Below are 2,573 nucleotides of genomic sequence, written 5' to 3'. Positions count from 1 at the left end.
CCCCCCCCCCCCCCCCCCCCCCCCCCCCCCCCCCCCCCCCCCCCCCCGGCGCGCCCCCCCCCCCCCCCCCCCCCCCCCCGGCCGCGGTTACAGCAGACCGTCACCGGCCAGCGCACGCAGGCCGTCTTCGTCCTGGATCTCCACCACGTTCAGATGGGGCAGGGCGATCAGGCCCTGCTGGCGCAGCTTGGTGAAGGTGCGGCTGACCGTTTCCATGGTCAGGCCCAGATGATCGGCAATATCGCCGCGGCCCATCGGCAGCTGCACGCGCAGGCCATCGCCGCCCAGACGGGCCTCGCGCGCGGCCAGGCGCAGCAGGAAATCGGCCAGCTTCTCTGCTGGCTGTAGTCGGGCCAGGGCCAGCGCCGCGTCCTGCGCGGCGTCCAGTTCCTGGCAGGCGCGCTGCAGCAGCTTGCGTTCCAGGTGCGGGTAACGCCCGCGCAGAGCGCGCATCTGCGGCATCGCCACCCGGCACACGCGGCTGTCGGCAATGGCTTCGATATCGTAGCGGTGGTGGTCGCTGCCACTCAGGCCCAGGTAATCGCCGGGCAGCACAAAGCCGCTGATCTGGCGGCGGCCATCGGCCAGGGTGCGCACCAGGCGCAGCGCACCGGCGGTCAATGTATAGACATGCAGGCGTTCTTCGCCGCTGCGGGCCAGCGTGCTGCCCACGGCGACCTGCTGCGACACCGTAACCTGTTCCAGCGCCTGCACCTCGTCGGGCGACAGCGCCGAACACACCGCCAGATGCCGCACCGAGCAGTGCAGGCAGTCCAGCGTGGTGCAGGACGGTGCAGCGGAGGAGGGATCAGCGGGCAGGGCGCCGTCGGGCCGGGACATGGTGCAGGGGCAGATCGCAGGCGGGGGAGGGCCTTATGATACTTCATGCGGCCAGACGGCCCCTGATCGGCGCCTGAGCGATGCGGGGCGCTAGAATGTCGCCCCCTCCCACGTTCCCGTTCCTGCAGGAGTTCTGCCCCGTGATCAAGCCCCGTACCCCGCCCGGCACCCTTGAACTGCTGCCGCGCGAGCAGATTGCGTTCCAGCGCATGCTGGACGTCATCCGCCGCAACTACGAGCGCTTCGGGTTCCTGCCGGTGGAAACCCCGGTGTTCGAGCTGTCCGATGTGCTGCTGACCAAGTCCGGCGGCGAAACCGAGCGCCAGGTGTACTTCGTGCAGTCCACCGGTGCGCTGGCCAACGCGGCCGAATCGGGCGACCGCTCGCTGCCGGAAATGGCGCTGCGCTTCGACCTGACCGTGCCGCTGGCCCGCTACGTGGCCGAGCACGAACACGAACTGACCTTCCCGTTCCGCCGCTACCAGATGCAGCGCGTGTACCGCGGTGAACGTGCCCAGCGTGGCCGTTTCCGCGAGTTCTACCAGTGCGACATCGATGTGATCGGCAAGGACAGCCTGAGCGTGCGCTACGACGCTGAAGTGCTGGCGGTCATCCATGCGGTGTTCTCGGAACTGCGCATCGGCGATTTCAGCATCCAGTTGAACAACCGCAAGCTGATGCGCGGCTTCTTCGAAAGCCTGGGCGTGGCCGAGGGCGAGCGCCAGCTGGCGGTGCTGCGCGAAGTGGACAAGCTGGACAAGCGCGGCGCCGATTACGTGCGCGACACGCTGGTGGGCGATGGCTTCGGGATTCCGGCCGAACAGGTCGAGAAGATCCTGGCGTTCGTGGCCGTGCGTTCGCAGGGCCATGCCGATGCGCTGGCCCAGCTGGCGGCGCTGGAAACCAATGCCGCATCGTCGGACACCCTGCGCGCCGGCGTGGCCGAACTGCGCGAAGTGCTGCAGCTGGTGCAGGCGCTGGGCGTGCCGGAAAGCGCGTATTGCCTGAATTTCTCCATCGCCCGTGGCCTGGATTACTACACCGGCACCGTGTACGAAACCACGCTGACCGACCACCCGCAGATCGGTTCGATCTGCTCGGGCGGCCGCTACGAGGACCTGGCCAGCCACTACAGCAAGTCCAAGCTGCCCGGCGTGGGCATTTCCATTGGTCTGTCGCGCCTGTTCTGGCAGCTGCGCGAAGCCGGCCTGATCGACGGCATCGAAGCCAGCAGCGTACAGGCGCTGGTGGCACTGATGGACGAGCAGGGCATGGCGCAGTCGCTGGACATCGCCCGCCGCCTGCGCAGCGGTGGCATCAACACCGAAGTGCAGATGGAGCCGAAGAAGATCGGCAAGCAGTTCCAGTACGCGGCCAAGGCCGGTATCCGCTTCGTGGTGCTGGCAGGCGAGGATGAACTGGCGCGCGGCGTGGTGGCGGTGAAGGACCTGGTGCGCGAGCAGCAGTTCGAAGTCTCCCGCGACGAACTGGCCAGCACCCTGCAGGTTGAGCTGGAACAGTCGAAGGTGATGTAACGGCCGGTTGGCCGCACGCCGACACGCCACCAAACGCCCACCACCCGGTGGGCGTTTTTTTTTGTGCCCATCCCAGGGGTCAGAGCCGTTTTCCTTCAGAAAACGGATCCGACCCCTTGCCGTTCCAACAGCTCGCGGCCAACTGTTGAAGGCGGGGTGGGTCCGGTTGAGGGGGCGTGAGCCGCATGGATGCGGCGA

Annotated in this window: 2 protein-coding genes; one reads left to right on the top strand and one right to left on the bottom strand. The window is 67.9% G+C overall.

Features of this window, described 5'->3' with window-relative positions; translation table 11 throughout:
* Positions 1 to 87: 87 nt before the first annotated feature.
* Positions 88 to 840: a helix-turn-helix domain-containing protein gene (locus tag IAE58_RS19810; protein ID WP_108756051.1), complete on the bottom strand. Its 753-nt coding sequence runs from the start codon at positions 838 to 840 to the stop codon at positions 88 to 90.
* A gap of 140 nt (positions 841 to 980) precedes the next feature.
* Between IAE58_RS19810 and hisS the strand changes: the two genes are divergently transcribed.
* Positions 981 to 2,375, top strand: a complete 1,395-nt coding sequence (hisS, locus tag IAE58_RS19805) for a histidine--tRNA ligase (protein ID WP_199934672.1) — start codon at positions 981 to 983, stop codon at positions 2,373 to 2,375.
* Positions 2,376 to 2,573: the final 198 nt, after the last annotated feature.

Source organism: Stenotrophomonas sp. S49, assembly GCF_016624905.1.
Lineage (GTDB): Bacteria > Pseudomonadota > Gammaproteobacteria > Xanthomonadales > Xanthomonadaceae > Stenotrophomonas.
This window is presented reverse-complemented; position numbering and strand designations above follow the sequence as displayed.